This is a genomic window from Chelatococcus composti, from assembly GCF_014201415.1.
Lineage (GTDB): Bacteria > Pseudomonadota > Alphaproteobacteria > Rhizobiales > Beijerinckiaceae > Chelatococcus_A > Chelatococcus_A composti.
Genome location: NZ_JACHEH010000001.1, coordinates 26,689 through 51,215, shown reverse-complemented (window position 1 = coordinate 51,215; position 24,527 = coordinate 26,689). Strand labels below are relative to the sequence as shown.

Annotated in this window: 24 protein-coding genes and 1 riboswitch; of the genes, 14 read left to right on the top strand and 10 right to left on the bottom strand. The window is 68.6% G+C overall.

Annotation, left to right across the window (positions count from 1 at the left end):
- The first annotated feature begins 5 nt into the window (after positions 1 to 5).
- On the top strand, positions 6 to 1,001 hold the full coding sequence (gene dgcA / locus HNQ73_RS00270; RefSeq protein ID WP_183331104.1) for an N-acetyl-D-Glu racemase DgcA: 996 nt from the start codon (positions 6 to 8) through the stop codon (positions 999 to 1,001).
- On the opposite strand, the gene HNQ73_RS00265 is transcribed toward dgcA, so the two are convergent.
- Positions 953 to 2,137 carry an MFS transporter gene (locus tag HNQ73_RS00265; protein ID WP_183331102.1) on the bottom strand — a complete coding sequence of 395 codons (1,185 nt, stop codon included), beginning with the start codon at positions 2,135 to 2,137 and terminating at the stop codon, positions 953 to 955. The genes dgcA and HNQ73_RS00265 overlap by 49 nt on opposite strands.
- Before the next feature lie 161 nt (positions 2,138 to 2,298).
- Here HNQ73_RS00265 and HNQ73_RS00260 point away from each other — a divergent pair, with 161 nt between their 5' ends.
- From HNQ73_RS00260 to HNQ73_RS00230, 7 genes are all read left to right on the top strand, one after another.
- Positions 2,299 to 3,300 (top strand): hypothetical protein, encoded by a 1,002-nt coding sequence (locus tag HNQ73_RS00260; protein WP_183331100.1) that lies wholly within the window; start codon positions 2,299 to 2,301, stop codon positions 3,298 to 3,300.
- Positions 3,301 to 3,416: 116 nt separating this feature from the next.
- Positions 3,417 to 4,349, top strand: coding sequence for a DMT family transporter (locus HNQ73_RS00255; protein ID WP_183331098.1), 933 nt, complete (start codon positions 3,417 to 3,419; stop codon positions 4,347 to 4,349).
- A 40-nt stretch (positions 4,350 to 4,389) separates the two neighbouring features.
- Positions 4,390 to 4,495: riboswitch (TPP riboswitch) on the top strand.
- The gene (thiM, locus tag HNQ73_RS00250; protein ID WP_183331096.1) at positions 4,484 to 5,293 is read left to right on the top strand and encodes a hydroxyethylthiazole kinase; all 810 of its coding nucleotides are present in this window, start codon (positions 4,484 to 4,486) and stop codon (positions 5,291 to 5,293) included. It overlaps the preceding riboswitch by 12 nt.
- On the top strand, positions 5,293 to 5,964 hold the full coding sequence (thiE, locus tag HNQ73_RS00245) for a thiamine phosphate synthase (protein ID WP_183331094.1): 672 nt from the start codon (positions 5,293 to 5,295) through the stop codon (positions 5,962 to 5,964). The genes thiM and thiE overlap by 1 nt, the downstream gene beginning before the upstream one ends.
- A gap of 21 nt (positions 5,965 to 5,985) precedes the next feature.
- Positions 5,986 to 6,789 (top strand): bifunctional hydroxymethylpyrimidine kinase/phosphomethylpyrimidine kinase, encoded by an 804-nt coding sequence (gene thiD / locus HNQ73_RS00240; protein ID WP_183331092.1) that lies wholly within the window; start codon positions 5,986 to 5,988, stop codon positions 6,787 to 6,789.
- 1 nt (position 6,790) lies between these two features.
- Positions 6,791 to 7,894: a TRAP transporter substrate-binding protein gene (locus tag HNQ73_RS00235; protein WP_183331090.1), complete on the top strand. Its 1,104-nt coding sequence runs from the start codon at positions 6,791 to 6,793 to the stop codon at positions 7,892 to 7,894.
- 127 nt (positions 7,895 to 8,021) lie between these two features.
- Entirely contained in the window at positions 8,022 to 8,639 is a 618-nt protein-coding gene (locus tag HNQ73_RS00230; protein WP_183331088.1) for a helix-turn-helix domain-containing protein, read from the top strand.
- A 41-nt stretch (positions 8,640 to 8,680) separates the two neighbouring features.
- Here HNQ73_RS00230 and HNQ73_RS00225 read toward each other — a convergent pair whose 3' ends face one another.
- The 8 genes from HNQ73_RS00225 to uraH form a co-directional block, all read right to left on the bottom strand.
- A complete protein-coding gene (locus HNQ73_RS00225; protein WP_183331087.1) occupies positions 8,681 to 9,595 on the bottom strand; it encodes a cytochrome c in 915 nt (304 codons plus the stop codon).
- A 7-nt stretch (positions 9,596 to 9,602) separates the two neighbouring features.
- Positions 9,603 to 10,037, bottom strand: a complete 435-nt coding sequence (locus tag HNQ73_RS00220) for a c-type cytochrome (RefSeq protein ID WP_183331085.1) — start codon at positions 10,035 to 10,037, stop codon at positions 9,603 to 9,605.
- A 144-nt stretch (positions 10,038 to 10,181) separates the two neighbouring features.
- Positions 10,182 to 12,497: a xanthine dehydrogenase family protein molybdopterin-binding subunit gene (locus tag HNQ73_RS00215; RefSeq protein ID WP_183331083.1), complete on the bottom strand. Its 2,316-nt coding sequence runs from the start codon at positions 12,495 to 12,497 to the stop codon at positions 10,182 to 10,184.
- A gap of 22 nt (positions 12,498 to 12,519) precedes the next feature.
- Positions 12,520 to 15,720: an efflux RND transporter permease subunit gene (locus HNQ73_RS00210; RefSeq protein WP_183331081.1), complete on the bottom strand. Its 3,201-nt coding sequence runs from the start codon at positions 15,718 to 15,720 to the stop codon at positions 12,520 to 12,522.
- A gap of 65 nt (positions 15,721 to 15,785) precedes the next feature.
- Positions 15,786 to 16,925 (bottom strand): efflux RND transporter periplasmic adaptor subunit, encoded by a 1,140-nt coding sequence (locus HNQ73_RS00205; RefSeq protein WP_183331079.1) that lies wholly within the window; start codon positions 16,923 to 16,925, stop codon positions 15,786 to 15,788.
- Positions 16,926 to 17,244: 319 nt separating this feature from the next.
- A complete protein-coding gene (locus tag HNQ73_RS00200; RefSeq protein ID WP_183331077.1) occupies positions 17,245 to 17,562 on the bottom strand; it encodes a rhodanese-like domain-containing protein in 318 nt (105 codons plus the stop codon).
- A gap of 136 nt (positions 17,563 to 17,698) precedes the next feature.
- Positions 17,699 to 18,145 carry a peptidoglycan-binding protein LysM gene (lysM, locus tag HNQ73_RS00195; protein ID WP_183331074.1) on the bottom strand — a complete coding sequence of 149 codons (447 nt, stop codon included), beginning with the start codon at positions 18,143 to 18,145 and terminating at the stop codon, positions 17,699 to 17,701.
- Positions 18,146 to 18,196: 51 nt separating this feature from the next.
- Positions 18,197 to 18,553: a hydroxyisourate hydrolase gene (uraH, locus tag HNQ73_RS00190; protein ID WP_183331072.1), complete on the bottom strand. Its 357-nt coding sequence runs from the start codon at positions 18,551 to 18,553 to the stop codon at positions 18,197 to 18,199.
- A gap of 168 nt (positions 18,554 to 18,721) precedes the next feature.
- On the opposite strand from uraH, the gene HNQ73_RS00185 reads away from it, so the two are divergent.
- The 6 genes from HNQ73_RS00185 (at position 18,722) to HNQ73_RS00160 (ending at position 23,623) form a co-directional block, all read left to right on the top strand.
- Positions 18,722 to 19,759, top strand: a complete 1,038-nt coding sequence (locus HNQ73_RS00185) for a cysteine synthase A (RefSeq protein WP_183331070.1) — start codon at positions 18,722 to 18,724, stop codon at positions 19,757 to 19,759.
- A 39-nt stretch (positions 19,760 to 19,798) separates the two neighbouring features.
- Positions 19,799 to 20,158, top strand: coding sequence for a winged helix-turn-helix domain-containing protein (locus HNQ73_RS00180; protein ID WP_183331068.1), 360 nt, complete (start codon positions 19,799 to 19,801; stop codon positions 20,156 to 20,158).
- Between the two features lie 187 nt (positions 20,159 to 20,345).
- Entirely contained in the window at positions 20,346 to 21,050 is a 705-nt protein-coding gene (locus HNQ73_RS00175; RefSeq protein WP_244649831.1) for an ABC transporter permease, read from the top strand.
- A gap of 8 nt (positions 21,051 to 21,058) precedes the next feature.
- The gene (locus tag HNQ73_RS00170; RefSeq protein ID WP_183331066.1) at positions 21,059 to 21,796 is read left to right on the top strand and encodes an ATP-binding cassette domain-containing protein; all 738 of its coding nucleotides are present in this window, start codon (positions 21,059 to 21,061) and stop codon (positions 21,794 to 21,796) included.
- A gap of 18 nt (positions 21,797 to 21,814) precedes the next feature.
- On the top strand, positions 21,815 to 22,669 hold the full coding sequence (locus HNQ73_RS00165; RefSeq protein ID WP_244649833.1) for an ABC transporter substrate-binding protein: 855 nt from the start codon (positions 21,815 to 21,817) through the stop codon (positions 22,667 to 22,669).
- A gap of 63 nt (positions 22,670 to 22,732) precedes the next feature.
- Positions 22,733 to 23,623 (top strand): glucosamine kinase nucleotide-binding domain-containing protein, encoded by an 891-nt coding sequence (locus tag HNQ73_RS00160; protein WP_183331065.1) that lies wholly within the window; start codon positions 22,733 to 22,735, stop codon positions 23,621 to 23,623.
- A gap of 117 nt (positions 23,624 to 23,740) precedes the next feature.
- On the opposite strand, the gene HNQ73_RS00155 is transcribed toward HNQ73_RS00160, so the two are convergent.
- Positions 23,741 to 24,523: an SDR family oxidoreductase gene (locus HNQ73_RS00155; RefSeq protein ID WP_183331063.1), complete on the bottom strand. Its 783-nt coding sequence runs from the start codon at positions 24,521 to 24,523 to the stop codon at positions 23,741 to 23,743.
- Positions 24,524 to 24,527: the final 4 nt, after the last annotated feature.

The window sequence follows — 24,527 nt, the reverse complement described above, 5'->3', positions numbered from 1 at the left end:
GAGAAATGTCCACCACCGACCGCAAACTCTCCGTCTCGATCGAGCGTTTTCCCATCGCCGGGGTCTTCTCAATCTCCCGCGGCAGCCGCACCGAAGCGGTGGTCGTCACCGCCACGGTCAGCGACGGCGGTGTCACCGGCCGCGGCGAATGCGTGCCCTACGCCCGCTATGGCGAGACGGTCGAAGGCGTCGCCGCCGCCATCGAGGCGCTCGGCCCGATGGTCGAGAAGGGGCTCGACCGCGACGGGCTGCAGGAGGCATTACCGCCCGGAGCGGCCCGCAACGCCCTCGACTGCGCGCTGTGGGATCTCGACGCGAAACGCGCTGGCGTGCCGGCCCATGTTCTGGCCGGCATCGACCGCCTCGGCCGGGCGACGACGGCCTACACCATCAGCCTCGCCGAGCCGGATGCGATGGCAGAGGCGGCACACGCAGCGCGGGAGCGAGCCATCCTGAAGATCAAGCTCGGCAAGCCCGAGGGCGACATCCGCCGCCTCGAGGCGGTACGGGCTGCTGCGCCGGATGCCACGCTCATCGTCGATGCCAACGAGGGCTGGCGGCCGGAGCTGATGAGGGACCTGATGCGGGCCTGCGCCGACAACGGCGTCGCCCTCGTCGAGCAGCCGCTGCCAGCGGGCGCGGACGAGGCGCTTGCCGACATCGACCGCCTGGTGCCGGTCTGCGCCGACGAGAGCCTCCACACGCGCGCTGACCTGCCCCGCCTCAAGCCACTCTACGACGCCATCAACATCAAGCTCGACAAGACGGGCGGGCTGACGGAGGCGCTGAAGCTCGCAGCCGAGGCAGAGGCACAGGGCTTCGCGATCATGGTCGGCTGCATGGTTGGCACGTCGCTGGCCATGGCGCCTGCAATGCTGCTGACGCCGCGCGCCCGTTTCGTCGATCTCGACGGTCCACTGCTGCTGGCGCGCGACCGGCCGCACGGCCTGGTCTACGAAGGCAGCACTGTCGCGCCGCCCTCCCCGCTGCTCTGGGGCTGAGACGTTCCCCGCAAGGCGAGGAAGGCGAACAGCATGCCGAGCGCGCCGAGCCCGGCCATGGCGGCATAGCCTCCCGCACCGAAACTGCCGTAGAGCGGTCCGCTCGCCATGGTCGCGGCGGCCATGGCACCCGCGTTGCAGGCCGTGAGGATGCCCTGCCAGCGCGCCCGCGCACCCGGTGGCGCAAGCCCGGTGAGTGCCGCGATGGTGCCGAGATGGCTGGCGCCGAAGCTGAGGCCGTGCAGGAGCTGCAGCGCCAGCGTGGCGGCGAAGCCGGGGTCGAGCGCCATCAGCGCGAAGCGGACCAGGGCAGAGCCGCCGCCCAGCACAACGAAGGCGAGCCCCCTCCCCACCGTCCCGACGAGCGGCCCGACGCGGGCGAAGAGGACGATCTCGGCTAGGACGCCCAGCGACCACAGCAGGCCGATGGCGTTGCCAGACAGGCCCTGCCCGCGCCAGTGGAGGGTGCCGAAGGCGTAGATCATGCCGTGGCTGGCCTGCACGCTGGCTGCAGCCGCGACGAGCGCCAGCAGCGCCATGCGCTGCCGGCGCACGGCATCGGCAACTGCACGGCGGTGGTCGGCAGCCACCTCCTGCCCGCCCGCCGGCGCGGCGAGCGCCACCACGGCGCCGAGCCCGGCAACGGCGGCGAGCAGCCAGACAAATGCATCGGCCTTCATCACCGTCAGCAGGACTCCGCCGACGAGATTGGTGACGAGAAAGGCCACCGAGCCCCAGAGCCGGATACCGCCGTAGCTCAGCCCCTGCCGCCCGCGCAGATAGGCTGTGGTGGTAACGTCGGTCAGCGGAACGAGCGGCGCCATGGCAAGGCCGACGAGGACCATCACGGCCATGATGGCGGCAAGCCCGTCCACCAGCGTGAGCAGGGCGTAGGCAGCGAGCAGCCCCGCGTTTACAATGGTGACCAGCACGCTGGCCGGCAGATGCCGGTCCGCGAGCCCGGTGATGAAGGGCGTCGCAAGGATGCGGACGACCATCGGCACGGACAGGACAAGGCCGATCGCCGCCGCATCGAGCCCGCGGCTCTCCAGCCAGACCGGGAAGAACGGCAGATAGAGGCCGGTGCCGACGAAGATGACAGCGTTGAGCAGGCACAGGCGAACGAGGCCATCCATCGGGAGGCTCCCCGCGCCGCGTCCGGCGCGTCAAACGGCGAATCGCGGCATCCGCCGCACCCCGAGCCGTAAGAGATCGTTCAGATGCTTGCACTAGCCTGTGGCATCGTCGCTGCGCGAGCGGCGGCATGAAACGGGTGACACGAGTACGGACGGGCCGCATGACCGGAAGCGACAAGCCGCTCGACGATGCGAGCTACGAGGCCATCGAAGCCGCGGTGATGGAGAGCGAGCGCGGCCGCTGGTTCCTCAACGAGTTCGCGCGCCGCAACCGCAACAGCGACACGCTGTCCGTGCTGCGCGCCATCGAGAAGATGCAGAGTGCCATTCCCGGGCGCTCGCCCCGACTCGCCTATCTCGAATCCGAAATCGCGGACCTGCTCGCCCTCCTCGCCTCGGGACAGGCGGCTATCAAGGCCACCCGGCGGGACGATCCCCTGCCCGAGGCAGGTGAAGGCGCTGATCCCGTCCTGCGAACCGCCCGCGACACCGCCGACGACTTGGCGAACGCCACCGAGCAGCTCCATGATCTCGCCTGGACACTGCGCGAGCGCGGCGCCGAGGAATCCCTGTGCGCAGCCCTCGAGAAGCAGGCCGGCAACCTGCACACCATCAGCGAGAGGCAGGACATCATCGTGCGCCGGCTCAGCCAGGCGCTCGCCCTGATCGCCAGCGTGGAACAGCGCCTGCGCAGCCTCGCCCCCCGCGAGGAGGCACCGCGCGCGGAACGCGACAAGCCCGATGTCGTCGTGAGCCTGCCCGGCGACAACGGCCTGCGCCGCCGGCGCACCGACACGCCTGCTCCTGCGGCCGGTCCGGCAGCCCCCTCGCCTGTGCGCGCGGACGATAACGCGAGCCCGCCGTCCCAGCCGGCGGCACCGGACGGGCCGTCGCCAGGCGAGCCCCCCGTTGCGCGTGCAGCGCCAGGCCCTGGAGAGATGCAAACCGCGCCCGCCCCGCGGCGCTATGCCGGCAATGTCGTCTTCGTCGATCCCGCCCACGTGCGCCGCGGCAGTGCAGCGCTCGCCCGGGAGGAGGCCCCGCTCCCTGCCCCGCAGCCGCAGGAAGCGACCGTCAAGGGCGATGGCCCCGCCTTCGAGCCCTCCGTGCTCGCCGCCTTCGATGCCCTGAGCTGGCAGGAAAAGCTGCGCCGGTTCACGTGAGGGAGGCCAGGCGCCGTCCCGTGCCGCCGATGCATGACAGACTTGCCCAGGATGAACTTGGGCGCGCATGTGTTTCATGATTTGGTTGCATTTGCATCCATGGCGGCAGAGTTGTCGTGAATCCCCTCCTAGGCATCGGCCTTAAAGTCCTCTCGTCCCTGTCGTTCACGCTGATGTCGGCCGGCATCAAGCTGGTCAGCGCGAAGTTTCCGACCGGCGAGCTGGTCTTCTTCCGCTCTGCCTTCGCCCTGGTGCCCCTCCTGCTGTGGCTCGGCTGGCGCGGTGAGCTGATCGACGCCGTGCGGACGAACAACATCCTCGGCCATGCCCGCCGCGGCGTCATCGGCTCCACGGGCATGTTCTGCGGCTTCGTCGGCCTGTCCTACCTGCCCCTGCCCGATGCCATCTCGATCGGCTACACGGCACCGCTCATCGTCGTCATCCTGGCGGCGCTCGTGCTGAAGGAAACTGTACGCGTCTACCGCTGGACCGCTGTCGCCATCGGCTTCGTCGGCGTGCTCATCATGCTCTCCCCCCATTTCAAGTCGAGCATGCTCGTCAACGGCTTCGCCGGCGACAGTGCGGCCATCGGCGCCATCTTCGCGCTGGTGGGCGCCTGCTGCGCGGCCGGAGCGACGGTGGAGGTGCGCCGGCTCATCACGACGGAGAAGACGGGCGCGGTCGTTTTCTACTTCTCCATGCTGACGACGCTGCTCGGTCTCTCGACCATCGTGCTCGGCTGGAACGTTCCGACGCTCACGGACTTCTGCATCCTTGTCGGTGTCGGCATCATGGGGGGCCTCGGCCAGATCCTGCTGACGCAGAGCTACCGCTATGCGGATGCCTCGCTCGTCGCGCCCTTCGAGTACACGACGATGGTCTGGGCCATCCTCATCGGCTGGTTCGTCTTCGGCGAGCTGCCGGTGCCGGCCGTCCTCATCGGCTCGTCCATCGTCATCGGCTCCGGCCTCTTCGTCATCTGGCGCGAGCATCGCCTCGGCCTCGAGCGCCGCCGGGCCAACGCCGCCGCCCCGCCGCGCGCCACCTGAGCCGCCCTTGCATTGCGGGGCGGGCGGCCTTAAAGCCTCAATGATCTCCTTGGGGTGCCCGCAAGGCGGGCTGAGAGGCGCGACGCGCCAACCCATCGAACCTGAACCGGGTCGTGCCGGCGGAGGAATGCGAGATGCGAAACGACGGGCCCCCGCCCGGACAAGCCGACAGGACCACGCGATCCGACGACTTTTCCGCCCGCATCGCCCACGACTTTCTCGTGCGGCTGCGCGAGCGCCAGCCCCGCGTCCACGCCATTACCAATGCAGTGGCGAAGAACTTCACCGCCAACATGCTGCTGGCGGCCGGCGCCGTCCCGTCGATGACCATCGTGGCCGACGAGGTGGCCGACTTCACACGCCACGCTGATGCGCTGCTCGTGAACCTGGGCACGCTCGATACGGAGCGTCGCGCCGCCATCCCGCTCGCCATCGCGGCCGCCCAGGATGCGGCCGTGCCCTGGCTGCTCGATCCGGTCTTCGTCGAGCGGTCGCCACGCCGCCTCGCGGTCGCCCAGCAGCTCCTCTCCCGCAAGCCGAACGTGCTGCGCACCAACGCCACCGAATTCGCGGCTCTGACGCGCCGGCCTGCCGATCGCAAGAGCGCCATGGCGTTCGCCCGCGAGAGCGGCTGCGTCGTTGCGCTGACCGGGGCGACGGACATCGTCACCGACGGCAGGCGCACCATCGCCATCGCCAACGGCCACGGCCTCATGGCGAGGATCACGGCCATGGGCTGCGCCGCAACCGCCGTGGTGGCCGCCTGTGTCGCCGTGGGCGATGACGCCCTCCTTGCCACCGCCTCCGGCCTCGCTCTCGTCGGCATCGCCGGCGAGATGGCCGGCGAGAAGGCGGGCGGGCCGGGCACATTCCCCCCGCTGCTGCTCGACGCGCTCCATGCCCTCGACGAGCCGACCATCGCCGCCCGCCTGAGGTGCGAGTAATGAAAGTCGACCTTCGGCTCTATGCCATCCTCGATCCGGAACGGACACACGGCCGCGACCTCGCCGAGCTTGCGCGGGCCGCAGCGGCGGGTGGTGCGACCCTTCTCCAGTATCGCGACAAGTACGCGGACACGCGCGACCTCGTCGCCCGTGCCCGGGCTATCAAGGCGGCGCTCGCAGGCACCGGCGTGCCCCTGCTCGTCAACGACCGGGTCGATGTCGCGCTTGCCGCAGGCGCGGACGGCGTGCACGTGGGTCAGAACGACATGCACGCCGACGATGCCCGCCGCCTGCTCGGTCCGCAGGCCATCATCGGCATTACGCTGAAGAAGCCCGAGCATGTCGCGGAACTCGCGGCCCTGCCGGTCGATTACGGCTGCATCGGCGGCGTCTTCGCCACCGCGAGCAAGGACAACCCGGACCCGCCGGTCGGCCTCTCGGGCCTCGCGCATCTCGCCAGCAGCGCCCGCACGACCCGCCCCGGCCTGCCCGTCGGCGCGATTGCCGGCATCGATGCGTCCAATGCCGCGGCCGTCATCGGCGCGGGTGCCGACGGCATCGCCGTCATCTCCGCAATCTTCATGGCGCAGGACGTGAAGGCCGCCACGCGCAACCTGCGCGGCATCGTCGACGCGTCGCTTGCGCGTCGCGCGTCCGGCACGGAACGCTGAGAGAAGGAAACCAAGGGAACCATGACGGCGATCGCTGTAACCATCGCCGGCTCCGACTCGAGCGGCGGCGCCGGCATCCAGGCCGATCTCAAGACCTTCTCGGCACTCGGCGTCTATGGCGCGAGCGTGATCACGGCGCTGACGGCACAGAACACGCTCGGTGTGCAGGCGATCCACGACGTGCCGGCAGGCTTCGTGGCCCAGCAGATCGATTCCGTCTTCTCCGACCTTTCGGTGCGCGCGGTGAAGATCGGCATGCTCTCGCAGCCGGACGTGATCGCCGCGGTCGCCGAGGGGCTCGACCGCCACGGCGCGACGCGCGTCGTCGTCGATCCCGTCATGGTGGCAACCAGCGGCGACAGGCTGCTCGCGCCCGCCGCCGTCGACAACCTGCGCAATCTGCTCCTGCCCCGCGCTGTCATCGTCACGCCGAACCTGCCCGAGGCCGCCGCGCTCGTCGACATGCCGGTGCCGCACGACGAGGCGGCGATGCAGGCCGTGGCAGAGCGGATCCTGACGCTCGGCCCCAAGGCGGTGCTCGTCAAGGGCGGTCACGGACACGGGCCGGAAAGCACCGACCTGCTCGTCACGCCGGAGGGCATCCGGCGCTTCTCGGCGCCGCGCGTGGCAACCAAGAACACGCACGGCACGGGCTGCACCCTCTCTTCCGCCATCGCCGCCCTGCTCGCGCGCGGCGCGACACTCGAGGAGGCGGTGGCCGGCGGCAAGGCCTATGTCAGCGCTGCCATCGCCGCCAGCGAACGGCTCTCCATCGGCGCCGGCCACGGCCCCGTGCACCATTTCCATCAGTGGTGGGTCGGCTGAGATGGGCAGGAGAAAGGTCACCGACACGCCGACCGACCGTCGCCGGCTGCTCGCGGGCGGAGGACTCGCGGCCGCCGGCCTGTTCTCGGCGCCGGCGATCGTGCGGGCGCAGACGGGTCTGCACTGGCGCATGGCCACCTCCTGGCCGCGCAACCTGCCGGGGCCCGGCGTCTCGGCCCAGCGGCTCGCCGACCGCATCGGCGCCGCCAGCGGCGGGCGCCTCGTCATCGACGTCTTCGCTGCCGGCGAGATCGTGCCCGCCTTCGAGGTCTTCGATGCCGTAGCAGGCGGCGTGGTGGAGATGGCCCATACCGCGGCCTTCTACTGGCAGGGCAAGATGCCGGCCGCCGTGTTCTTCACGAGCGTCCCCTTCGGCCTCGGGCCCATTGAGCATCTGGCCTGGATCGAGATCGGCGGCGGCCAGGCGCTGTGGGACGAACTCTACGCCCCCTCCGGCGTGCGCGCCTTCCTCGCCGGCAACACGGGCCCTTCGATGGGCGGCTGGTTCCGCAGGCCGATCGAGACCCCGGATGATCTGCACGGCCTGCGCATCCGTGTCCAGGGTCTCGGCGGCGAGGTATTCCGCCGCCTCGGCGCAACGCCCGTGACGCTGCCGCCCGGCGAGATCGCCACCAGTCTGTCGACCGGCGCCATCGACGCGGTGGAATTCCTCGCCCCGTCAAGCGACCTCGCCCTCGGCCTCCACCGCGCCACGCAGCTCTATTACGCGCCCGGCTTCAACAAGCCGAACGGCGCGGGCGAGTGCCTCATTTCCCTTAAGGCGTGGAACGACCTGCCCGACGACCTCAAGGCCGTCGTCCGCGACGCCTGCCGCGCCGAACATGCGGAAGCCCTCGCAGATGCAGCCCGCCTCAACGGCGAGGCGCTCAAGGTGCTGATCGAGCGGCACGGCGTGCGCACGCCCCTGTTCCCCAGGCCGGTGCTCGATGCCGCGCGCGCCGCGGCAGAGGAGATCCTGGCAAGCATCGCCGCGACCAGTCCCCTCGCGGAACGGATTGCCCGGAGCTACCGCGAGGCGCAGGAAGGTGGCCGCGCCTGGGCCGGCCTCGCCGCCGGCATGGCGGCGGCACTGGCCACCCACTGAGCGCCTCCCGTCACACACAGGCGAGAGCCAGTTGCAGTCGGCGCTTGATCCGGCGCATCCGGTCGGCCACATTGCGTCCGACGTTTCAAACATCCGTCCGCTTTAGCGGACCGCAAGGATCTGTCGCATGGCCGTCGAAGGCAAGGATCGCAGCAAGGCTCTGGAGGCGGGCGCCCAGATGCTCTCTGGCCAGCTCGGCAAGACGGTGCAGCGCCTGCGCAAGGCCTACAATCTGTCACTGTCGGAACTCGCCGAGCAGTCCGGCGTCGCCAAGTCGATCATCAGCCAGATCGAACGCAACGAGACCAATCCGACGCTCGCCACCATCTGGCGTCTCAGCCAGGCGCTCGACATCTCCATCGACCGGGTGCTGTCGAGCGCCGATGATGAGCCCTTTATCGAGAAGGCGTCGCGGGCGGACACACCTATTCTTGTCTCCGAGGACGGCAAGATGCGGCTTGCCATCATCGGCTGGATCAAGACGGTGGAATGGCTGCAATGGTACGACGTACAGGCCGAGCCCGGCGCCGTCCTGGAATCGGACAGCCACCAGCGCGGCTCCGTGGAGTGTCTGTCCGTGCTCGAGGGCGAATTTGAGGTCGAGGTCGGCGGCGTCGTGCAGCAGGCGAAGACCGGCGAGAGCCTTCGCTACCGCTGCGACCGTCCGCACACGGTGCGCTGCGTCGGCAGCACCCCCGGCCGGGCGGTGATGGTCTGCATCCTCAAAGCCGCCGTGATGGACTAACGCGGCTTCCCGGAACGACGCCGGGAAAGCGGCAGCGGCACCTACTGCGTCGCCTTCGGCCGCGGAGGCAGGGACAGGAGATATTCCGCCATCGCCTCGCGGTCGGCCTGCGGCAGCTTTGATGTATTGCCAATCACGGGCGCCATGGTGGAGCCGACGGAGTCGAACTCCGGCGTGAACCCGCTCGTCAGGAGCTCCACCACCTCATCCTTCGACCAGCTGCCGATACCGTCGGGCGACGGCGTGATGTTGGGCACGCTGCCCTTGCCATCGGGCGAGCGCCCGCCGGCAAAGCGCGCCTCCTCAATGATGGCACCCAGGGCGTTGCGCGGGCTGTGGCACTCGGCGCAGTGGCCCGGCCCCTCGACGAGATAGGCGCCCCGGTTCCATGCCTCACTCTTTGAAGGATCTGGCCGGAACTCCTTGCCATCCAGGAAGGCGAGCTTCCACAGGCCGAGGCCACGGCGGATGTTGAAGGGGAAGGAAAGGTTGTGGGGCGGCGCCTTCCCCTCCACTGGCGGGAGCGTGCGGATGAAGGCGAACATGTCGCGCAGGTCCTGCGCCGTCATGCGCTGGTATGAGGTGTAGGGAAAGGCCGGATAGTAGTGCTCGCCGTCCGGCGAAACGCCGTGGCGCATCGCGCGGATGAAGTCCGCCTCGCTCCACGCCCCGATGCCGTCGCGCGGATGCGGTGAGATGTTCGGCACGTGGAAGGTGCCGAAGGCCGTCTCCAGCGCGTGGCCGCCGCCGAGCTTCAGCTTGTCGTCCTGCCCCTCCGTCGCGTGACAGGACGAGCAGCCGCCGGCATAGAACATCAGCTCGCCGTTGGCGAGATCGGGCACTCCGCCCGGGGCCTCGTCGGCCCCGGAAGCGGTCAGCGCCGGGCTCGTGGCGATCCAGAACGCCCCGGCCCCGACGACAGCGAGCCCGAGGACGGCCATGAGTGCCCGCCGCATGGCAGCCTCAGTTCTTCTTGACGCGGAACGTCTCGTGGCACCCGCCGCAGTTCTTGGTGACGGTGCCGAAAGCGACCTTGAAGCTGTCGAGATCCTTGGTCGTCTCGAGGCCCTGCTTCGCGTCTGCCTCGAACTTGGCGAAGGCCGCCTTGAAGCCGGCCTCGTCCTGCCAGACCGCCGGAGCCGCCGTCGTTTCGCCCACGTTGCTGCCCGCAGGGAACAGCGTCACCCCCTTCTCGGCGACGGTGACGTAGGTCGACAGCACCTGGCGTGCCTTCTCGAGCTCGAAAGGCGCCTCGCCCTTGACCATGGCAGCACCGGTGCGCGTTGCGGCCCCCGCATCCTTCATGAGCTGCTGGCGCTGGCCGATGACGTTCTCCTGCGCCAGCGCGGCCGTGGCCCCAATGACGGCAACGGCGACAGCCGTAACGATCCGCTTCATGCGTCCTTTCTCCCTCGTCGAAACGATTCGCCGGCCGCTTCCACGGCCGGGCTGGGCGGATACAAAGCGCATGATCTGGAGTCGTTCCAATGACGAGCTCGTGAACGGGCGGTGATTCCCACCGCCCGTTCCGGCAAATGCCGCTTATGCCGCCCGCTTCGCCTCTGCCGCGCGGATGGCCGCGAAAATGCGGGCGGGCGTCGCCGGCATGTCGATGTGCATGACGCCGTAGGCCCGATGCAGCGCGTCGATCACTGCGTTCATCGTCGCGGGCGTTGCGCCAATGGCGCCGGCCTCGCCCGCCCCCTTCATACCCATCACGTTTGTGGTGGAGGGCACGTTGCGCGTCTCGAAGGTGAAGGACGGCACGTCATCAGCCCGTGGCAGGCAGTAGTCGGTGAGCGAGGCCGTAACGAGCTGGCCGCCTTCATCATAGACCACGCGCTCGTGCAGCGCCTGGCCGATGCCCTGGACCGTGCCGCCATGCACCTGCCCCGCCAGCAGCAGCGGATTGAGCGTGACGCCGAAATCGTCGACCACCGTGTAGCGGACGATGTCAACCGTGCCGGTCTGCGGGTCGATCTCCACCTCGGCGACATGGGTGCCGTTGGGATAGGTGTCGGCCGGGGGTGTCCAGTCCTCGCGCGCCTTGAGCATGTCCGGCGTCGCGCCCGGCAGCCTGGCGAGATCGGCGAAGGAGATGCTGCGGTCGGTGCCGGCGATGCGCACGCCGCCGTTCGCGATCTCCAGATCCGCAGTCGCCGCCTCCAGCGCCTCGGAGGCAAGCTGCTTGAGCTTCTCGGCGAGGCTGACGGACGCCTTCTGCACAGCCGCTCCACCGACGGGAATGGAACGCGAGCCGCCCGTGCCGCTGCCCGTCGCGATGGCGTCCGTATCGCCCTGCAGCACGCGAATCTTGTCCATCGGCAGGTCGAGCTGCTGGGAGGCGAGCTGGGCATAGGCCGTGAGGTGCCCCTGTCCCGTTGACTGGGTGCCGATCAGCACCGTGGCAGAGCCGTCCTCCTCGATCCGCACCTCGGCGGCCTCCGGCCCGCCACCGGCGCACGCCTCGATGTAGGACGCCATGCCGATGCCACGCAGCAGCCCCTTCTTGCGCGAGGCGCGCAGCCGCTCCCTGAAGCTCGCATATTCGGCCAACTCGAGCGCCCGGCGCATGTGCCCCTCGAACTCACCGGTGTCGTAGACCCGACCCGTCGCGGTCTTGTACGGCATCTGCTCCGGCTTGATGAAGTTGAGTGCCCTCAGCTCCTCTGGCGCCTTGCCGATGGTATGGGCGATGTAATCCACGAAGCGCTCGATGGCATAGGCGGCCTCCGGCCGGCCCGCGCCGCGATAGGCGTCCACCGGCACGGTGTTGGTGTAGATGCCGCGCACGCGCACGTCGATCGCCGGAATGGCGTAGCAGCCTGGCGACATGGTCGCCCCGGCCGCAGGCACGTAGGGCCCGAACTGAGAGGCATAGGCGCCAAGATCGGCCCTGAGGTCGACGCGCATGGCGAGGAAGCGGCCGCGCCGGTCGAGCGCCATCTCCAGCGTCGTCACGTTGTCACGGCCCTGCGCGTCGCCCAGGAAATGCTCGGAGCGCTCGGCCACCCAGCGCACGGGGCGTCCGAGCTGCCTGGCCGCGAACATCGTCAGCGGATACTCGCGATACATGAAGATCTTGGTGCCGAAGCCGCCGCCAACATCCGGCGTGACGACGCGAATGCTGGACGGATCGACCTTGAATATGTGCTTCGCCAGGATGTTGCGGATGTCGTGGCTGCCCTGGCTGCCGAGCGTCAGCGTCCAACGCCCCTGATCGGCGTCGTACTCCGCAAGGCAGGCCCGCGTCTCGAGGAAGTTGGCCACGAGACGGTTGTTGACGAGCGTCAGCGAGACGACGCGGTGGGCCTTGGCGAAGGCCTTGTCCGTCTTCTCCTTGTTGCCGTGGCGGGTGTCGAAGGCGACGTTGCCCGGCACCTCGGGCCACACCTGCGGGGCCCCATCGGCGAGCGCCGCCTCCATGCCGACGACGGCCGGCAGCGGCTCCCAGTCGATGGCGAGTGCCTCGGCCGCGTCCCGTCCGGCGGCCTCAGTCTCCGCCACGATGAAAGCCACGGCCTCGCCGACGTGGCGCACGGTGTCCTTCGGCAGCACGGGGTTGGGCGGCAGCACCATGCGCTTGCCGTCGCTGTTCTTGACGGCCCCGAGGCAGGGGATATCGCCGAGATGGGCGACGTCCTCCGCCGTGTAGACCGCGAGCACGCCGGGCATGGCGCGCACCTCGTCCGCATTCTCGATGGTGAAGCGGGCGTGGGCGTGCGGGCTGCGCACGACGATGGCGTGGGCCATGCCTTCGGCGTAGATGTCCGACGTGTAGCGTCCGGTTCCTGTCACGAAGCGCGCATCCTCGACGCGCCGCACTGCCTGCCCTACACCGAACTTCATCGCACGCATCGCATGCCCCTTTCGTCCGTCGTTAAGCTCTGCCGGCCTCCTCTCCCACAGGCTGCGAGGCTTCCCTGAGGGCCCGGCGTCCACCGCGCAGCACGATCACGAGATAACGCAGCGCAACGTAGAAGACGGGGGTCAGAAAGAGGCCGAAGAAGGTCACCCCGAGCATACCCGAGAAAACCGCCGTGCCCAGAGCCTGGCGCATCTCGGCGCCCGGCCCGGTGGCGATGACGAGCGGCACCACGCCCAGAATGAAGGCGAAGGCCGTCATCAGGATGGGACGCAGGCGCAGGCGCGCCGCCTCCACCACCGCCTCCACGGGCCGCTTGCCCTGTTCCTCGGCCTGCTTGGCGAACTCCACGATGAGAATCGCGTTCTTCGCGGCAAGGCCGATGAGCACCACGAGGCCGATCTGCGTCAGGATGTTGTTGTCCATCCCTCGCAGCATCACGCCGATCATGGCCGCCAGCACGCTCATCGGCACGATGAGCACGATCGCGAGCGGCAGGGCCCAGCTCTCGTACTGGGCGGCCAGCACCAGGAAGACGAAGACCACCGCGAGCGCGAAGATGTAGATCGCGGTATTGCCCGTCGCCTTCTCCTGGTAGGCGAGGTCCGTCCACTCGAAGCCGACGCCTGGCGGCACCGTGGCGTTCGTCACCTGCTCCATGGCGTCCAGGGCGGCGCCGGTCGACACGCCGGGGGCCGCCTCGCCCTGCAGCGGCACGCTGGTGAACATGTTGTAGCGCTGGATCAGCACCGGGCCCGCCACGTCGCGGATCTGCACCAGCGAGCCAAGGGGCACGAGCGCGCCGCTCGCGCTGCGCACCTTGAGCCGCTCGATGTCCGTCCGCTCGATGCGGAAGCGCTCGTCCGCCTGCACGCGCACCTGGTAGACGCGACCAAAGGCGTTGAAGTCGTTCGCATAAGCCGACCCGAGATTGATCTGCAGCGCCTCGAACACGTTCGACAGCGGCACGTCGAGCATGCGCGCCTTGGTGCGGTCGATGTCGAGGTAGATCTGCGGCGTGTTCGCCCCGAAAGTCGTGAATACCTGGGTCACGTTGGGGTTCTGGTTGGCCGCGATCATCACCTCCTGCGTCACCGCAAGGAGCTGCTCGAGCCCGATGCCCGTGCGATCCTGCAGCTGCATCTTGAAGCCGCCCGCGTTGCCGAGGCCCTGCACCGGCGGCGGCGGGACGGCGATGGTGAAGGCTTCCTGGATCTGCTGCAGCTCGCCCATGAGGCGGCCGGCGATGGCGTTGGCGGTCAGCCCCTGCGGCAGGCGCTCCTCGAAGGGCGTCAGCGTCGCAAAGACCACGGCCGAGTTGGAGTTGGTCGTGAAGGTCGCACCGTTGAGGCCGACGATGCCGACGGCGTGGGCGATACCCGGCACCTTCATGGCGATCTCGCTGGCGCGTTTGGTGACCGCGTCCGTGCGCGAGAGCGACGCGCCGTCCGGAAGTTGCAGCACAACGATGAGATAGCCCTGGTCCTGCGCCGGGATGAAGCCCGTCGGCACGCGCTGCGTGATGTGCGCCGTCGCGGCCACGAGGCCACCGTAGACGGCAAGCGCGACCACCAGCAGCGACTTGCGCCCCACGAGCCCGCGCACAGAGCGCGCATAGTTGTTGGAGGCCCTGTCGAAGCTGCGGTTGAAGCCGCCCGCCAGCCCCTTGCCGATGCGCGCCAGCAGCGAGCGCGGCTGGTGGTGCGGATCGTGCGGCTTCAGCAGCAGCGCGCAAAGCGCGGGCGACAGCGTCAGCGAATTGAAGGCCGAGATGATCGTCGAGACGGCGATGGTCAGCGCGAACTGCTGGTAGAAGCGCCCGGAGATGCCCGGGATGAAAGCTGTCGGGATGAACACCGCCGACAGCACCAGCGCGATGGAGATGAGCGCCGTGCCCACCTCGTCCATCGTCTCGTGCGCCGCATCGCGCGGCGACATGCCGAGGGCGATGTTGCGCTCCACGTTCTCGACCACGACGATGGCGTCGTCGACCACGATGCCGATGGCGAGCACGAGACCGAACAGCGTCAGCGTGTTGAGCGAGAAGCCCATCACCGACATCACCGCGAAGGTGCCGACGAGCGACACCGGGATGGCGACGATCGGGATGATCGCTGTGCGCCACGACTGCAGGAAGACGATGACGACGATGACGACAAGGATGACCGCCTCAAAGAGCGTCTTGTACACCTCGTCGACCGAGGCCGCGACGTATTCCGTCGGATTGTAGACGATGGTGTAGTCGATGCCCGGGGGGAAATCCTTCTTGATCTCCTCCATCTTGGCGATGATTTCCCGCGACGCCTGCAGGGCGTTGGTGCCCGGCCGCTGGAACACGCCGATGGCCACCGCCTGCTTGTTGTCGAGGTAGGAGTTGGTCACGTAGTCGCGCGCACCGAACTCCACCCGCGCCACGTCCTGCAGGCGCACGAGCCGCCCGCCCTCAGTCGCCTTGACGATGATGTCGCGGAACTGGCGCACGTCGCTGAAACGGCCCTGCGTCTGCACCGTGATCTGGAAGGCCTGGTCCGCCGGCGCCGGCTGCTGGCCAAGCGCACCGCCCGACACCTGCACGTTCTGCTCGCGCAGGGCCTGGACGATGTCGCCGGCCGACAGGCCGTAGGACGAGAGGCGGTTGGGATCGAGCCAGACACGCAGCGAATATTCGCGCACGCCGAAGACGGTGATGTCGCCGACGCCCTCGAGGCGCAGCAGCTGGTCGCGCACCCGAATGAGCGCGTAGTTCGAGAGATAGAGCTCGTCGAAGGTGTTGTCCGGCGACAGGAGGTGCACCACCATGAGGAAGTTCGGCGAGCTCTTGCGCGTCGTCACGCCGAGCTGGCGCACCTCCTCCGGCAGGCGCGGCAACGCCACTGCGACGCGGTTCTGGACGAGCACGTTCGCCTCGTCGAGATCGGTGCCGATCTCGAACGTGATCGTGAGCTGCATTGTCCCGTCCGCCGTCGAGTACGACGACATGTAGAGCATGCCCTCGACGCCATTGACCTCCTGCTCGATCGGCGTCGCCACCGTCTCGGCCACGGTCTTGGCGTCGGCACCCGGATATTGCGCGCTGACGACGATGGTCGGCGGCGCAATGTCCGGATACTGCGCCACCGGCAGGTTGACGTAGGCGATGAAGCCGACGAGCAACGTCACGATCGACAGCACAGAGGCGAAAATCGGCCGGTCGACGAAGAAATGCGGGAACTTCATCGCGGAGAACTCCAGCGGCAATACGGGCGGCCGTGCCGGCGGCCGCAGTGATCAGAACGGAAGCGTCAGTCCGCCGTCGGTGGCAGCGTCGTCATCTGCGGCGTCACGGTCGCGCCCGGACGCACGCGCTGCAACCCGTTGATGACGATGGTCTCGTCGCCCTTCAGCCCGTCACGGATCAGGCGGTAGCCGTCGATGCGCGGACCGGGGCGCACGAGCCGAGCCGTGACCTTGTTGTCCTCGCCCACCACCCAGACGAGACGGCGCTCCTGGTCGGTCGCGATTGCCTCGTCGGGCACCAGTACACCCTGGTAGGGTGGCGAGCCAGGCACCAAGACGCGGCCGAACAGGCCCGGCGTGATGAAAAGATCCTTGTTCGGCACGATGGCGCGCAGGCGCATCGTGCCGCTCGCCTCATCAAGCCGGTTGTCGACGAAATCGAGCTTGCCCTCGCGCGCCGGCTTCGTCTCATCGGTGAGCGAGATCAGCACCGAAACCGGCTCGGCGCCGCTGTTCGCACCGAGGTTGAAGACACGGTTGTAGGCCAGGAAGGACCGCTCATCGACGTCGAAGTAGAAGTAGATCGGGTCGAGGCTGACGATGGTGGTCAGCAGCGTGTCGTTGGCGTTGACGAGGTTGCCGACGCTGACGAAGCGCCGGCTGATGCGGCCGGAGATCGGCGCCCTTACCTCGCTGAACTCGTAGTTGAGGCTCGCCTCGCGCAGCGCGGCCTGGGCCCTGTCGAGCTCAGCCTTGGCGGTGAGGTAGTTCTGCCGCCGCTGGTCGAGCAGCTGGTCGGAGATGTTGCCGGTGCGGCGCAGGGATTCGGCGCGCTCCAGATCGCTCTCGGCAAAATTCAGCCGCGCCTGGGCGGAGACGAGCGTCGCCTGCGCCTGGTCGAGCAGCGCCTTGTACTGGCGCCGGTCGATGACGAACAGCACGTCGCCAGCCTTGACGGTGGCGCCGTCCTCGAAGTCCACACGCTCGAGGTAGCCCGACACGCGCGAGCGCACCTCGACCATGTCGACCGCAGCGAACCGGCCGGTGAACTCGTCCCGTTCAACCACTTCCTTGACGACGGGCTTGGCCACTGTCACCGGCGGCGGCGGCGGTGCGCTCTGCCCGGCCTGCTGCTGGCCAGAGTCGGAACATGCCGCCAGCCCAGCGACGATGAGCGAAAGGAGAAGAGGTCGCATCGCGCGCATGAATTCCACCAGTTCAGCAAGGGATTTGAGACACTACCGCCCGGGGACGTGTGCAAGGGGCCTATATCGATTGTGTGCATCGCAATAACAAGGGTAGCAGGTGCAACAATTGCCACCGAATTGCCATGGTTGCATCGATGCAACACTGACAATTCCGGGCAGTGAACCGTCTTTACGCCGCGTTTCAGCCCCTTTTACGCGGCCTGCTTGCCCCAGAAGGACGAGTTTCCGCCACGCGGAAAATCAGCCTATCTTTTTGATGATAATACATTTCGGCCGGCGGGAGTATCGCTTCCGGCCAGGACGGCGCCACGGCGGCCTAGGTCTCGACCGGGCCGCCGCTCGCGACCCAGTCCTTGAAACCGCCCCGATAGTGCTCCGCCAGATCAAGGCCAGCCGCCTGGCTGAGCATCAGCGCCTGCAGGGAGCGCACTCCCGCCGCGCAGGAAAAAACGATTCGCCGCCCCTCATAGGCGGCGAGCTCCCGCGGATCGAACCGGGAAAGAGGCTGGGAGACGCTGCCGGGGATGTGCCCGGCGGCGAACTCGTGCGGCTCGCGCACGTCGACGATCACGAGGGAGCCGTCGGCAAGCCCCGCCGCCACGGTCTCGCGGTCCAGATCGATCACCGTCGTCATGCCCTGCCCTCGCCGTCGCCAATCCCGCCTTCGCCGATTCGAACGCGAGGGCGGGAGATTGTCGTTCCCCGCCCCGCAAGACAAGTGCATCTCGCAGAAGCGCCCGCCCCGACGGACAGCGGGCGCCAACCACGCCTCAGGAGAGAGGCGGAATGCGCAGCACCTGGCCCGGATAGATCTTGTCCGGGTGCGTCAGCATCGGCTTGTTGGCCTCGAAGATGAGGGTGTACTTGGCACCGTTGCCCTTGCCGTAGTGGCTCTCGGCGATCTTCCAGAGCGTGTCGCCCTTCACCACAGTGTACATGGTCGCCTTGGGCGCCTCCTGCTCCACGATGAGCGCGTCCTCCACGGCGGCGACACCGACGGTGTTGCCGAGGGCGAGGATGACCTTCTCAGCCTCCTCGGTCGACAGCGCCTTGCCGGACACCTTCACGGTGTCGCCGGAAACGGCGATGTCGAGCCCGTCGACCTTGAGGCCGTGCTTGGCGATTTCCTTCTTCAGCTCGTCGGGCGTCGCGGCCTTGGCCTCGCTGGCACCGAAGAGCTTCTCACCGGCTTCCTTGATGAAGCTGAACAAACCCATGACAGCACTCCTCTTTGCAAACAGGCGAACTCTCGCTCCAAGCAATCCGCGTCAACTGCCGCGGTAGGTAGCGTAGCTCCAGGGGGAGACGAGCAGCGGCACGTGGTAGTGCCCGTCCGTTTCGGCGAGCCCGCAACGCACGGGCACCTCGTCGAGAAAGGGAATGTCAGCGCCGCCGCGCCCGTCGCGCCTGAAGTACTCGCCCACGCGGAAGACGAGCTCGTAGCGTCCGGGTCTGTAGCTTTCGCCGGCAAGGAGCGGGGCGTCCGTCCGACCGTCAACGTTCGTCACAGCTTCGGTGACCAGCGTCCGGGCGCCGCCGTCTTCCAGACGGAAGAGTGCTATGCGGATGCCCTCAGCCGGCCGGCCGGCGGCAGTGTCGAGCACATGCGTAGTCAGCCGCCCCATGGATTCCTCCTGCGGAGTGATTTTTCCGGCAAGGCGCCGGGTGCGTCAACCGCGCAAAACACACCCACAAATGTACTTTTATCCAAACACATCGGGATCGTTGGACAATTCACCCGCCATGGCTTATTCCCTGCGGTCAGCGGTCGGAGCAGCAACGGGAGCCCGCCCATGAGCATCAAGGCAAGCGTTGTGGAAGCCATCGGCAACACCCCCCTCATCCGCCTCAAGCGGGCCTCGGAGCTGACGCGCTGCGAGATTCTGGGCAAGGCGGAGTTCATGAACCCCGGGCAGTCCGTGAAGGACCGTGCGGCGCTGTTCATCATCCGCGATGCGCTGGCCAGGGGCACGCTCAAGCCCGGCGGCACCATCGTCGAGGGCACGGCGGGCAACACGGGCATTGGCCTGGCGCTTGTCGGCAACGCCATGGGCTTCCGCACCGTCATCGTCATTCCCGAGACGCAGTCGCAGGAGAAGAAGGACACGCTGCGCCTGCTGGGGGCCGAGCTGGTGGAGGTGCCCGCCGTCCCCTACGCCAATCCGAACAACTACGTGAAGGTCTCCGGCCGCCTTGCCGAGGAGATCGCCGCGAGTGACCCCAGGGGCGCCATCTGGGCCAACCAGTTCGACAACGTCGCCAACCGGCAGGCGCACATCGAGACCACCGGCCCGGAGATCTGGGAGCAGACGGGCGGAAAGATCGACGGCTTCGTCTGCGCCGTCGGTACGGGCGGCACGCTCGCCGGCGTCGCCATGGCGCTCAAGGAGCGCAATCCCGAGATCACCATCGGCCTCGCCGACCCGATGGGCGCTGCACTCTACCACTACTACACGCACGGCAGCCTGAAGGCCGAGGGTTCGTCGATCACGGAAGGCATTGGCCAGGGACGCATCACCGGCAACCTCGAGGGGGCGCCCATCGACGTCGCCTTCCAGATTCCGGACGAGGAAGCGATTCCACTCATCTTCGAGCTTCTGGAACACGAGGGGCTCTGCCTCGGCGGCTCGTCCGGCGTCAATGTCGCCGGCGCCATCCGCCTCGCGCGCCATCTCGGCCCCGGCCACACCATCGTGACGGTGCTCGCCGACTACGGTACCCGCTACCAGTCGAAGCTGTTCAACCCGGCCTTCCTGCGCGAGAAGGGCCTGCCCGTGCCGGCCTGGCTCGAGCGCGGCACGCAGGTGAAAGCGCCGCTCGTCGCCGTATAATCCCTCCTCGATTCCGCGCGAGGAGGCAGCCATACGGTCATGGAGGAGCAAGTCGAGATTCGTCTGCGCCTCCTGCTGGGCTCGTCCATCGCCATCGGCCCCGGCAAGGCGGAGCTGCTGCGCGGCATCCGCGACACGGGCTCCATCGCGGCCGCGGGCCGCCGCATGAACATGAGCTACAGGCGCAGCTGGCTCCTCGTGCGTACCATGAACACCTGCTTTCGCGAGCCGCTCGTCGACGCCACCAAGGGCGGCTCGGGCGGCGGAGGTGCGCGCCTCACCGATGCCGGCCTGCGCGTCCTCGCACTCTACGAGGAGATGGAACGCAAGGCTCTGCAATCGATCGCGGAGGAAGCCGCCGGACTGCGCGCCATGATGCGCGATGCGCCGCAGGAATGATCCCGTCTCTTTCGCCCTGTGACATGCCGCATTGGCGTCTCACGGGCCTGCTGCCGAAAGCGGCAACGATAGGCCTCACCTATCGCCGATATGTATCAGTTTTCATATCGGTTTCCCGCGCCGGTTGTGCAACATGGCCGGTGGGGCCCGGGCGCGAAGTGCGGCCGTGGCCGGATGAGAGGCGAAAGTGCACGGGTTCGACGAAGCATTGGCGGCGGCGTGGCGGCTGATTGTCACGGGCGACACAGCCCTCGTCGAGATCGCCACCCTTTCACTGAAGGTCAGCCTTACCGCCGTCGTCTGCGCGGCCCTCATCGGCCTGCCGCTCGGCGCGGCGCTCGCGCTCGCCCGCTTCCCGGGACGCAACGCCCTCGTCGTTACCATCAACGCCCTGATGGGCCTGCCGCCGGTGGTCGCCGGCCTGCTCGTCTATCTGCTTCTCTCGCGGGCCGGCCCGCTCGGCCCCTATGGCCTTCTCTTCACGCCAACGGCCATGATCATCGCCCAGACGGTGCTGGTGACGCCGATCATCGCGGCGTTGACGCGGCAGGTGGTCGCCGACCTGTGGCAGGAGTACCGGGAGCAGCTCACCTCCCTTGGCGCCAGCCGGCTCAGGGCCGTGCCGACGCTGCTGTGGGACGCGCGCTTCAGCCTCGTCACCGCTGTCCTCGCCGGGCTCGGCCGGGCGATGGCGGAGGTCGGCGCCATCCTTGTCGTCGGCGGCAACATCGCCGGCGTCACGCGCACCATGACGACGGCCATCGCGCTCGAGACGAGCAAGGGCGACCTGCCCCTCGCGCTCGGCCTCGGCATCGTGCTGCTCGTCATCGTGCTGGCCATCAACGCCGCAGCCCACCTCCTCGGCACAACGGCCCGCCGCGCTGCGGGATGAGGCGTCCGATGCACGCCCGTGCGACCATCCTTCCGCTCACGCTCGACCGCGTGACCTATGCACACGGCAGCACGGTCCTCATCGACGGCATCTCGACCGTCATCGGCGCGTCGAGCCGCACAATCATCCTCGGCCCCAACGGCGCCGGCAAAAGCCTGCTGCTGCGCCTTTGCCACGGCCTCATCGCGCCGACGGCCGGCGCCGTGCGCTGGGCCGGTGCTGACACCCTCGGGCGCAGCGACGTCGCCCGGCGGCAGGCCATGGTGTTCCAGCGGCCGGTGCTGCTGCGCCGTTCGGCGCTCGCCAACATCACCTATGCCCTGTCGCTGCAGGGACGCCTCGGGCGCGCCGAACGCCTGGCGCGCGCGCACGAGGCGCTCGCCGGCGTCGGCCTCGCCCACGTCGCCCAGCGGCCGGCGCACGTGCTGTCGGGGGGCGAGCAGCAGCGCCTCGCCATCGCCCGCGCGGCGGCGCTGAAGCCCGACGTGCTCTTTCTTGACGAGCCAACGGCCAGCCTCGACCCCGGCGCCTGCCGCGCCATCGAGGACGCCATCCGCGCCATCGACGCCGCCGGCACCAAGATCATCATGACGACGCACGATCTCGGCCAGGCCCGGCGCCTCGCCGACGAGGTGCTGTTTCTCTGCCACGGCCGGCTGCTGGAACACACGCCGGCGGACGAATTCTTCGAAAGCCCGCGCACGCCACAGGCGGCCGCCTTCCTGCGCGGTGACATCGTGGGCTGAACGGATGGGAGGATTATCATGAAGCTGTTCGAAACGACGCGTCGTGCCGTCATGGCCATCGCCGTGGGCGCCGCCTTCCTCGGACCTGCCGGTGCAGCCGGAGCTCAGACGGCGGAAAAGCCCTTCATCACGGTGGCTTCCACCACATCCACCGAGCAGTCCGGCCTCTTCAAGCATCTGCTGCCGCAGTTCACGGAGAAGACCGGCATCGAGGTGCGCGTCGTCGCCGTCGGCACCGGCCAGGCGCTGAAGATCGGCGAGCGCGGCGATGCGGACGTCGTCTTCGTCCACGCCAAGAGCGCGGAGGAGGAGTTCGTCGCCAAGGGCTTCGGTGTCGAGCGCCTGGAGGTGATGTACAACGACTTCATCCTCGTGGGGCCGAAGAGCGACCCCGCCGGCGTTAGGGGCACCGGCGACGTCGTCAAGGCCTTCCAGGCCATCGCTGAGAAGAAGTCCCCCTTCGTCTCGCGCGGAGACGACAGCGGCACCCACAAGGCCGAGCTCGCCCTGTGGAAGCTCGCCGCGATCGATCCGAAGGCCGGCGGCAGCTGGTACCGCGAGACGGGCTCGGGCATGGGCCCCGCGCTCAACACCGCAGCCGGCATGGACGCCTACATCCTGGCCGACCGCGGCACGTGGCTGAGCTTCAAGAACCGCGGCGATCTTGCCATCCTTGTCGAGGGTGACGACCGGCTCTTCAACCAGTACGGCATCATCCTCGTCAATCCGGCGCGCCATCCTCACGTGAAGGAGAAGGAAGCCCGCGCCTTCATCGACTGGGTCCTCTCGCCCGAGGGCCAGGCCGCCATCGCCTCCTACAAGATCGAGGGCGAGCAGCTCTTCTTCCCCAACGCCCGCAAGAAGGGCGCCTGACGGCAACGGCGGCGGCGCGATGCCACTTCCCGCGTAGCGCCCGAATCCGTCTATAGTTCCGGGATGTGCGTATCGGGCCCGGCAGACACCCTTCTTCTCGGCGTCGACGGCGGCGGCACCCAGTGCCGCCTGCGCCTTCGCTCCGGCGACGGCACCCTGGTCGGCGAGGCGCGGGGCGGGCCCTCCAACATCCGGTTCGATCCGGGAACGGTGGCCCGGTCCATCGTCGACGCCTGCCATTCGATCCTCGACCGTGCCGGCCTCCCGCGCGAGGCGACGTCGCTGATCCACGCCGGCCTCGGCCTCGCCGGTGCAGCACAGACCTCGGCGCGCGAGCAGTTCCTGGCGAACCACCTGCCCTTCCGCTCGATCTCACTCGATACGGACGCCTATGCCGCCTGGCTTGGCGCGTTCGGCGGCGAGAACGGGGCAATCCTCATCGTCGGCACCGGCTCCTGCGGCCTGTCGGTCGTCGACGGAGCGCGCACCTATGTGGGCGGCTGGGGAGCCGAGATCTCGGACGAAGGCAGCGGGCTTGCCATCGGCCGCGAGGCGATCCGGCGGGCGCTGTGGGCCTATGACGGGCGCGCGCCGATGACGGCGCTGGCGCAGACGCTGCTTGAAGGCTTCGGCCACAATCCCGAGGCGATCATCGACTGGGCCCGCTCCGCCCGGCCGGCCGACTTCGCGCGTCTGGCGCCGCTCGTCTTCGACCATGCGGGCCGGCGCGACCCGCTGGCCATCGAGCTCGTGGAGACAGCAGCCCGCGACATCACGCGCATCGCCGAGCGCCTGCTCGCCACCGGGGCGCCGCGGCTCTGCCTTCTGGGCGGCGTGGCCGGCGCCCTGCAACCCTGGCTGCCCCCCTACATTGCGGACAGGATCGTGCCGGCTGCAGCCGACGCGACCGAGGGGGCGATCCTGATGGCCTGCCAGGCCGCTGCCCGCGCCTGAGGGACGTTTGGCCGAAACGCACCGGCTGACAGCCCCCTTGCCTTCAGCTGTGGATGCGAGAAGGGCGGGCAGCCGCCCTGCTGCGGCCCCCGCCCCTCCCGTAATGTGCGAGGCGGCTCAGAACGTGCCCGGATAGGCGCCGCCGTCCAGAAGCCAGTTCTGGCCGGTGATGTAGCCGGCATGGACGCTGCACAGGAAAGCACAGGCAGCGCCGAACTCCTCCGGCGTGCCGAGACGACCGGCCGGGTTGGCCGCTGCGATGGCTGCGATCTCCTCGTCCGGCGTGCGGCCGCTCTGGGCGGCGCGCGCCGTCGCCGTGCCACGCAGCCTGTCCGTGTCGAACGGACCCGGCAGCAAGTTGTTGATGGTCACGCCGCGCCGGACCGTCTTGCGCGACAGGCCGGCGATGAAGCCCGTGAGGCCGGAGCGCGCGCCGTTGGAAAGGCCGAGGATGTCGATCGGCGCCTTCACCGCGCTCGAAGTGATGTTGACGATACGGCCGAAGCCGCGCTCCATCATGCCGTCGACCGTCGCCTTGATGAGTTCGATCGGCGTCAGCATGTTGGCGTCGAGCGCCTTGATCCAGTCCTCGCGCGTCCAGTCGCGGAAATCGCCGGGCGGCGGCCCGCCGGCATTGTTGACGAGGATGTCGGGCGCCGGACAGGCCGCCAGGGCGGCCTGCCGCCCCTCGGCCGTCGTGATGTCGCCCACCACCGTCTGCACCGTCACGCCCGGTGCCGCACGGCGGATCTCCTCCGCCGTCCGTTCGAGCTCCGATGCGGTGCGTGCCGTGATCGTGACGTTGACGCCTTCGCGCGCCAGTGCGAGGGCACAGCCCTTGCCGAGGCCCTTGCTCGCCGCGCAGACGAGGGCGTTGCGCCCCGCGATACCCAGATCCATGTCC

Bases quoted from the DNA above. Each gene is read 5' to 3' on its own strand.
- dgcA (WP_183331104.1), top strand. From the start codon at position 6: ATGTCCACCACCGACCGCAAACTCTCCGTCTCGATCGAGCGTTTTCCC.
- HNQ73_RS00265 (WP_183331102.1), bottom strand. From the start codon at position 2,137: ATGGATGGCCTCGTTCGCCTGTGCCTGCTCAACGCTGTCATCTTCGTC.
- HNQ73_RS00260 (WP_183331100.1), top strand. From the start codon at position 2,299: ATGACCGGAAGCGACAAGCCGCTCGACGATGCGAGCTACGAGGCCATC.
- thiM (WP_183331096.1), top strand. From the start codon at position 4,484: ATGCGAAACGACGGGCCCCCGCCCGGACAAGCCGACAGGACCACGCGA.
- thiE (WP_183331094.1), top strand. From the start codon at position 5,293: ATGAAAGTCGACCTTCGGCTCTATGCCATCCTCGATCCGGAACGGACA.
- thiD (WP_183331092.1), top strand. From the start codon at position 5,986: ATGACGGCGATCGCTGTAACCATCGCCGGCTCCGACTCGAGCGGCGGC.
- HNQ73_RS00235 (WP_183331090.1), top strand. From the start codon at position 6,791: ATGGGCAGGAGAAAGGTCACCGACACGCCGACCGACCGTCGCCGGCTG.
- HNQ73_RS00230 (WP_183331088.1), top strand. From the start codon at position 8,022: ATGGCCGTCGAAGGCAAGGATCGCAGCAAGGCTCTGGAGGCGGGCGCC.
- HNQ73_RS00225 (WP_183331087.1), bottom strand. From the start codon at position 9,595: ATGCGGCGGGCACTCATGGCCGTCCTCGGGCTCGCTGTCGTCGGGGCC.
- HNQ73_RS00220 (WP_183331085.1), bottom strand. From the start codon at position 10,037: ATGAAGCGGATCGTTACGGCTGTCGCCGTTGCCGTCATTGGGGCCACG.
- HNQ73_RS00215 (WP_183331083.1), bottom strand. From the start codon at position 12,497: ATGCGTGCGATGAAGTTCGGTGTAGGGCAGGCAGTGCGGCGCGTCGAG.
- HNQ73_RS00210 (WP_183331081.1), bottom strand. From the start codon at position 15,720: ATGAAGTTCCCGCATTTCTTCGTCGACCGGCCGATTTTCGCCTCTGTG.
- HNQ73_RS00205 (WP_183331079.1), bottom strand. From the start codon at position 16,925: ATGCGCGCGATGCGACCTCTTCTCCTTTCGCTCATCGTCGCTGGGCTG.
- HNQ73_RS00200 (WP_183331077.1), bottom strand. From the start codon at position 17,562: ATGACGACGGTGATCGATCTGGACCGCGAGACCGTGGCGGCGGGGCTT.
- lysM (WP_183331074.1), bottom strand. From the start codon at position 18,145: ATGGGTTTGTTCAGCTTCATCAAGGAAGCCGGTGAGAAGCTCTTCGGT.
- uraH (WP_183331072.1), bottom strand. From the start codon at position 18,553: ATGGGGCGGCTGACTACGCATGTGCTCGACACTGCCGCCGGCCGGCCG.
- HNQ73_RS00185 (WP_183331070.1), top strand. From the start codon at position 18,722: ATGAGCATCAAGGCAAGCGTTGTGGAAGCCATCGGCAACACCCCCCTC.
- HNQ73_RS00180 (WP_183331068.1), top strand. From the start codon at position 19,799: ATGGAGGAGCAAGTCGAGATTCGTCTGCGCCTCCTGCTGGGCTCGTCC.
- HNQ73_RS00170 (WP_183331066.1), top strand. From the start codon at position 21,059: ATGCACGCCCGTGCGACCATCCTTCCGCTCACGCTCGACCGCGTGACC.
- HNQ73_RS00165 (WP_244649833.1), top strand. From the start codon at position 21,815: ATGAAGCTGTTCGAAACGACGCGTCGTGCCGTCATGGCCATCGCCGTG.
- HNQ73_RS00160 (WP_183331065.1), top strand. From the start codon at position 22,733: ATGTGCGTATCGGGCCCGGCAGACACCCTTCTTCTCGGCGTCGACGGC.
- HNQ73_RS00155 (WP_183331063.1), bottom strand. From the start codon at position 24,523: ATGGATCTGGGTATCGCGGGGCGCAACGCCCTCGTCTGCGCGGCGAGC.